Raw genomic sequence first — 6954 nt, forward strand, 5'->3', positions numbered from 1 at the left:
TTCTCGCCTCAAAATAGAACACTTAATCACGCAAATTGGTATAAATCTATTCACTCGGTGAATGGATACACCATCATGCGCTTGCCTGATGGTTTTTTTCTGATATTGGCACTGATAATATCTGAGCTGCTCTACTCAACTCGGTATCATCAATAGACCAATAAGGAAAGGATAACCTGCGGTTGTTACTCAGGGTGACCTTTAAACACCGCAATGGGCCTAGCTTCTTTAGCTCCAGTAACGATATTTCGTCTGCGTGCACATAACGTATTTTCACCCATGTGCGATAACAAATCCCTGCTTTATCAATATGAACAAATCGCTTGTCGGTGAGTGTCATTAGCACAATCAAGCCAACACTCGCCAGCGACAGAACCATAAGTGATGAGGCAACACCATTCAGGGCCACTAAGTTCATCATCACATAACACAACGAAATACCACACACGGTGGCTAAGACGGCAAACCAGCTGATATCCAAATCTATGGTTCTCATGAGTACCTCCCAATTTTACTCAATGTTTAGCGGAATCGACTGACTCCGTGCTCTAATGATAAAGTTGCAAAGTTCCTAAATCAAGTCCGTTTATGTAATTTTTAGCAACAGTTGAGAAGGCTAACTGGTGAGCCAATGTGGGCATGAATTTATTTATAATTTTACCCAAAAAGAACCCTAAAAAGGCATGAAAAAATAGTGGGAGAAACTCGGAGCATTAAAAAAGGCCGCAAGTGCGGCCTTTTTTCAGAAATCAGTCAACTAATTACTTAGCTGCTTTTTTCTCTTTCTCAGCTGCGATTACTGCGTCAGCAACGTTTGCCGGGCAAGGTGCGTAGTGAGAGAATTCCATTGAGAACTGACCACGACCAGACGTGATAGTACGCAGGTGACCAATGTATCCGAACATTTCAGATAGTGGTACTTCACCTTTGATACGTACGCCAGTTGCGCCAGCTTCCTGGTCTTTGATCATACCACGACGACGGTTAAGGTCACCGATTACGTCACCTACGTTGTCTTCTGGTGTGAACACGTCAACCTTCATCACAGGCTCAAGAAGCTGAGGACCCGCTTTAGGGATTGACTGACGGAATGCGCCTTTCGCTGCGATTTCGAACGCGATTGCTGATGAGTCAACTGCGTGGAAACCACCGTCGAACAGCTCAACTTCAACGTCTAGTACTGGGAAGCCAGCCAGAACACCTTCGTCCATCATCATCTTGAAGCCTTTCTCAACTGCTGGCCAGAATTCCTTAGGAACGTTACCACCAACAACTGTTGAAGAGAACGTGAAGCCAGAGTTAGGCTCACCAGGCTTGATGCGGTAGTCGATCTTACCGAACTGACCAGAACCACCAGACTGCTTCTTGTGCGTGTAGCTATCTTCAACTTCTTGCGTGATAGTTTCACGGTAAGCAACCTGAGGCTGACCAACGATTAGTTCAACACCGTAAGTACGCTTAAGGATGTCAACTTTGATGTCCAGGTGAAGTTCACCCATACCTTTAAGGATGGTTTCGCCTGAATCTTCGTCAGTTTCAACCTGGAATGACGGATCTTCTGCAACCATCTTACCAATCGCGATACCCATCTTCTCGTTACCACCTTTATCTTTAGGTGCTACCGCGATAGAGATTACCGGATCAGGGAAGATCATCGCTTCAAGTGTACATTCGTGCTTAGGATCACACAGAGTGTGACCAGTTTGAACGTTCTTCATGCCTACAACCGCGATGATGTCACCCGCTTGTGCTTCAGTCAGTTCGTTACGCTCGTCTGCCTGCATCTCAACCATACGGCCGATACGCTCTGTTTTACCAGTTGCAGAGTTAAGTACTGTGTCACCTTTTTTCATGCGACCAGAGTAGATACGGATAAAGGTCAGGGCGCCGAAACGGTCATCCATGATCTTAAACGCAAGCGCTCTAAGCGGCTCATCAGCAGAAACAGTTGCTACTTCACCAGTAGGCTCACCAGTGTCTTTGTCAGTCAGAGGCTGAGGGTCAACTTCTGTAGGCGCAGGTAGGTAATCTACAACCGCGTCTAGTACCAGCTGCATACCTTTGTTTTTGAACGCAGAACCACAGTAAGTTGGGAAGAACGCCAGATCACGAGTACCTTTACGGATACATGCTTTGATCTGCTCAAGAGAAGGCATTTCACCTTCCATGTACGCTTCCATCAGGTCGTCGTCTTGCTCAACCGCAGTTTCGATCAGCATTTCATGGTATTCTTCAACTTTGTCAACCATGTCTGCAGGAACGTCTTTGATTTCGTAGTTTTCTGGAAGACCAGTCTCGTCCCAAACGTACGCTTTCTTTTCAAGTACGTCTACAACACCACAGAACTCGTCTTCGATACCGATAGGCAGAGTCATAACCAGCGGGTTAGCAGCAAGTACTTTCTCAACCTGACCAACTACGCGGTAGAAGTCTGCACCCATACGGTCCAGCTTGTTTACGAAGATAACACGAGCAACTTCTGACTCGTTCGCATAACGCCAGTTAGTCTCTGACTGAGGCTCAACACCGCCAGATCCACAGAATACACCGATACCACCGTCAAGTACTTTCAGTGAACGATATACTTCAACTGTGAAGTCAACGTGTCCAGGAGTATCGATAACGTTTAAACGGTGGCCTTTCCACTCACACGTTACCGCTGCTGATTGGATTGTAATACCACGCTCAGCTTCCTGCTCCATGAAGTCAGTAGTAGACTCACCGTCATGTACTTCACCCGTTTTGTGGATTTTACCAGTAAGCTTTAGAATACGCTCAGTGGTGGTAGTCTTACCCGCATCAACGTGCGCGAAAATACCAATGTTTCTGTATTTCGATAAATCTGCCATTGTTTTACTCTATTTAAAGTAGAAAAATTATTCGGCGGGAGTATATCACCTCTTTAGGCGAACATCATCCTTCACGTCGTCTAAAATGCAATCAATTTGAGAAAAAAATGGTTTATCGTGGAATGTATTTTGCTTAGGCCGTATTTAAGGGGCGCAAAACGCCGTCAGATAACGCATGTCCCCCTTTTTGCAGGCTGTGAAAGCCCACTCCTCGCCCTGCAAGTTTGCCAATTCAGTCCGCCCGAACACGCAAAAAGGTGCCAGCTTGCAGCGTCACCTCCTCACCCCGCCACAAGCACCGAGCGCTGGTTAAAACCAGATAAATAATCCCAGGATCAGCGCAACACCCAGTAACGGTACGCACACGGTCAGTACCGCCAGCGGCCAGTAGGCATCCTGATGTTTCTCTCCACAGATTGCCCGCACTGTGGTCACAACATAACCATTGTGCGGCAAGGTATCCAGCGCGCCGGAGCTGATCGCCACAACCCGGTGAAGCTGGCTGGCGTCCACACCCAAATCCAGATAATGCGGAGCAACCAGAGGTAAAGCAATGGCCTGCCCGCCCGATGCCGACCCTGTCAGTGCCGCAATCACGCTCACCGCAATCGCGGCGCCAAGTAACTCATTGCCGGGAATGCTGGTCATCAAAGCAACGGCCTCATTAAACGCGGGCGTGCCTTTGGCCACCGCACCAAACCCCACCACAGCTGCGGTATTGCCGATGGCCACCAGTGCCCCGGTGGTGCCTAAATTGACCGCCTGAGAGAGATTATGAAAGTGCTTAAAATTAATTACCAAGATCGTCAACACCCCGCCCAATAAGGCAACGATCAAAGCGTTTTGTTGAAGTGTACTGTGCAGGGTAAACGACAAGATCAAGACCACCAGCAAGGGCAGCAAGCCGGTGATCGGGTGCGGCAAGGCACGCTGGATCTGCTCAGGGTCGTTGTCTCGCGCCACAAAACACTCACCGCTGGCCACTGCCCGGCGGATCATCCAGCTCAGTAAGAAGTAGCCCAGTCCCGCCATAAATATAGCGACCACCAGGCTCTCCTGCCAGGCGGCATACGGCGAGGTGCCCAGGTATTTGATGGGGATCCAGTTTTGGATTTCGGGCGAGCCTGCCGAGGTCATGGTAAAGGTCACCGAGCCAAATGCCAGCACCGCAGGGATAAAGCGCCGGGGCAGATTGGCGTCCTTAAACAGGCTCAAAGCCATGGGATAAACAGAAAAGGCGACGATAAACACGCTGACACCCCCGTAGGTTAGCAGAGCACAGGCCAGCACCACGGCCAGCACCGCGTATTTCATACCAATTTTACCAATCACATAGTGGGCAATGGCATCAGCCGCCCCGCTGTCTTCCATAAACTTGCCAAACAGGGAACCCAGCAGAAACATTAAAAACCAGGCTTGCAAAAACCCGGCAAACCCGGCCATATATAGAGACACAAAGGGTTGTCCTGTAGTGGCATTAAAAAGAGCAATATCACTGGTCAGCGCGACAATGAGTGCACACAAAGGCGCAGCGATAAACAAGTTGACCCCGCGCAGGGTCAGGCCAATCAGCAATGCCAAAGCACCGATTAAGCCAAGCAAACTCAGCATAAATATCCTGTTTATTTTTTGTTATTTAAGGTTAGTTATACGGCAATTTGGCACTGGGATCGAGTATCCACCATGGAATATGTCTGACACATCTGTCGGCTGTAAAACAATCAATAAGGAGCCTAGTAATGTCTAAAGATCATATTTTTCTCGTTACAATGCTGGTACTCACGACAAGTGTTTCCATCCAGACAAAATTGACTGGCCAGTTCAGTTCGTGGCCTTTTTGCGGCGCTGAGTGAGGTGTTGAATGGTACTTAGATTATGGCTTATGAGCGGGATAACAGTACTTCTATATTGAATGCAACCGCAATGGAACGGGCACTAGCCTCGCCCAGATTTTCGGTGAAACTGGCCGGGGATGTCAGCAACACCTGGCAGAACCCGGCGCATTTTCACCGAGTCATTACCAAGCCGGAAGCCGCGCAGCAACGCGTCGATATTCACGATGCCACCAGCTACTATTACTGGTTGCAAGTACATTAAGGCACACGTCTTTATTCACTCTGGTACTCGCCTGTCAGTGTTACGTGCACAAAATGCTGCTGCAACTGTACCGGCATTAAATATGCCCGGCTCGCGCCGGGCGAATTCACCCACTACTTTGCATAACAAGTTTTCTGAGCAGTAAGCCTAGGTAAAGTCCCAGTGTAAGTCGTCGTACACATCCAAGACATTTTAGAAAGTAACGTTTCCATATCAAACTCTTGCTGCCTTGATTTTTCACTAGATTTATCAACATCATAATGCACTGTGAGCGTCCCACCAAGGCTAGAGTCGTAGACAAATTGATACGCGTCATATGGAGCACAATAAGTGCCGTTAAATTTACACGCGACCGTTGGCACAACTTGGCCTCTTGAACCCTTTTTTTCACCTAAAATAACAATACTTGGTATTGAGCTAGAAGGGTTACCTGTAAGAGTTATTATAGAACCTGCAACAGCGCTCCCAACTGTCGATCCTATAGCACTCGCTGCACCGTCAACGATTTGATCAGCGAAATTTTTATCCCTATTATTTGGAGTCGTGGTGTAGTAGCGACGCGTTCCAGAAGCATTTATATCAACCTGCTCTTCAGGCCCTTCTTGTACACTGTTCTCTAATTCAATAGGAGCCTTATGCGGAATACATCCATCCCATGGGTTAGAACACGGCTCCTGCTCAATATAGTACCTTGTATAAAAAGCGTTTGTTTGTGACGCTTTAACAAAGTCCTCCAATAATCTACGGGTAAACCAAGAACTGGAGCACTCTTGATTACACGATGCTTGCAAGCTCATAGTCCTTGCTTCAGTGCCACGATTTGTAGTCAAGAACTTTACTTTTACTTCTTTCCCTTGAGACATAAAGTACATGTAGGGATCGTAAACACGCTCATAAGCCTCACCTTCGAATGCGGTCGAAGCTACTAAGATAACACCTATTAATGTTAATAATTTTTTCATATTTATTCCTTTAAAATTTCCTTTTCGATTTTATACCGCTTAGGAAGCGTACCTAAACCAGATAAACGCTACCTTAAAAAAACGTAACTAACAACAAAAAAAACACCTACTGATAACAAATAAAACATCGCAGCATCAAAAAAACCAGAAAAACAAATGAGAATTATTTTCAAAAAGAAGTTGACAGACACTCAAATCTAATTGATAATCAATCTCAACAAAGTGGCTTGACGGTTCATTTTGTTACTCTCATTGTTTCTCGACCCTGAAACACGTGTTGCGCACGATAACTGCACTGGTTGTTAATGAGCTGCATTGACGCCCCTTGGTGTGGCTCAACAACCGCCTTATATTTTACTTGCTACATTGCTCATATCGGTGACGGTAGATATGATCCCAAAAAGCCCTCCTCAGGGCTTTTTTCATTTCTAAGCACCGAACCATTGCCCCGCCAGGCTCACCCAGGTAACTGAAACCCTGTTACTGCGCCTCCCGCACACGTATCTATATGGCAAAGCTGCGGGCTGTATTACACCAGCAGATCCTGGCTTGATTAGTGTGATTTAAACTAAATGAGAATTATTTGCGAAAATAAATTGACAGGCACAAAGATCTAACTGATAATCAATCTCAACAAAGCGAGATTGACGGCTCACTTTGTGACGGTACTAAGTTTGTTTCTCGACCCTGAAACACGTGATGCGCACGATAACTGCACAGGTTGCGGGTGTCTGGTATTAACGCCCCTTAATGCACGATACTGGCAACCAACTTACTATTTTACTTGCTACATTGCTCATATCGGTGACGGTAGATATGAACACAAAAAGCCCTGCTCGGGGCTTTTTTTATGCCTGAAATTCACCGCTCAGGCGCTTGAACACACCCCAAAATGTAAATGAGAATTAATTCAAATAGGTGTTGACACCTGATTAGATCTAACTGATAATCATTATCAACAAAACGAGGTTGACGGCTCATTTTGTTTTATACCAACTTGCTTAATTAAGTGTTCTATTTCGAGGCGAGAAAATATGGTCGATAAC

The 6954-nt window shown here is 46.5% G+C and carries 5 protein-coding genes; 1 reads left to right on the forward strand and 4 read right to left on the reverse strand.

From position 1 onward, the window contains the following. Positions 1 to 73: 73 nt before the first annotated feature. The 3 genes from C3B51_RS21595 to C3B51_RS21605 all read right to left on the reverse strand — a co-directional run bounded on the left by C3B51_RS21595 (position 74) and on the right by C3B51_RS21605 (position 4460). The gene (locus C3B51_RS21595) at positions 74 to 496 is read right to left on the reverse strand and encodes a hypothetical protein (RefSeq protein WP_125718451.1); all 423 of its coding nucleotides are present in this window, start codon (positions 494 to 496) and stop codon (positions 74 to 76) included. A 265-nt stretch (positions 497 to 761) separates the two neighbouring features. Further along, positions 762 to 2849 (reverse strand): elongation factor G, encoded by a 2088-nt coding sequence (gene fusA / locus C3B51_RS21600; protein ID WP_130246357.1) that lies wholly within the window; start codon positions 2847 to 2849, stop codon positions 762 to 764. A 309-nt stretch (positions 2850 to 3158) separates the two neighbouring features. Continuing rightward, positions 3159 to 4460: a GntP family permease gene (locus C3B51_RS21605; protein ID WP_125718455.1), complete on the reverse strand. Its 1302-nt coding sequence runs from the start codon at positions 4458 to 4460 to the stop codon at positions 3159 to 3161. A gap of 312 nt (positions 4461 to 4772) precedes the next feature. On the opposite strand from C3B51_RS21605, the gene C3B51_RS23700 reads away from it, so the two are divergent. Beyond that, complete coding sequence (locus C3B51_RS23700; protein WP_165389220.1) at positions 4773 to 4946, forward strand: hypothetical protein; 174 nt, start codon at positions 4773 to 4775, stop codon at positions 4944 to 4946. A gap of 113 nt (positions 4947 to 5059) precedes the next feature. Here the strand turns inward: C3B51_RS23700 and C3B51_RS21610 are convergent, their stop codons facing one another. After that, a complete protein-coding gene (locus C3B51_RS21610) occupies positions 5060 to 5908 on the reverse strand; it encodes a hypothetical protein (protein WP_130246358.1) in 849 nt (282 codons plus the stop codon). Positions 5909 to 6954: the final 1046 nt, after the last annotated feature.

This window comes from Pseudoalteromonas rubra (assembly GCF_004212645.1).
Lineage (GTDB): Bacteria > Pseudomonadota > Gammaproteobacteria > Enterobacterales > Alteromonadaceae > Pseudoalteromonas > Pseudoalteromonas rubra_G.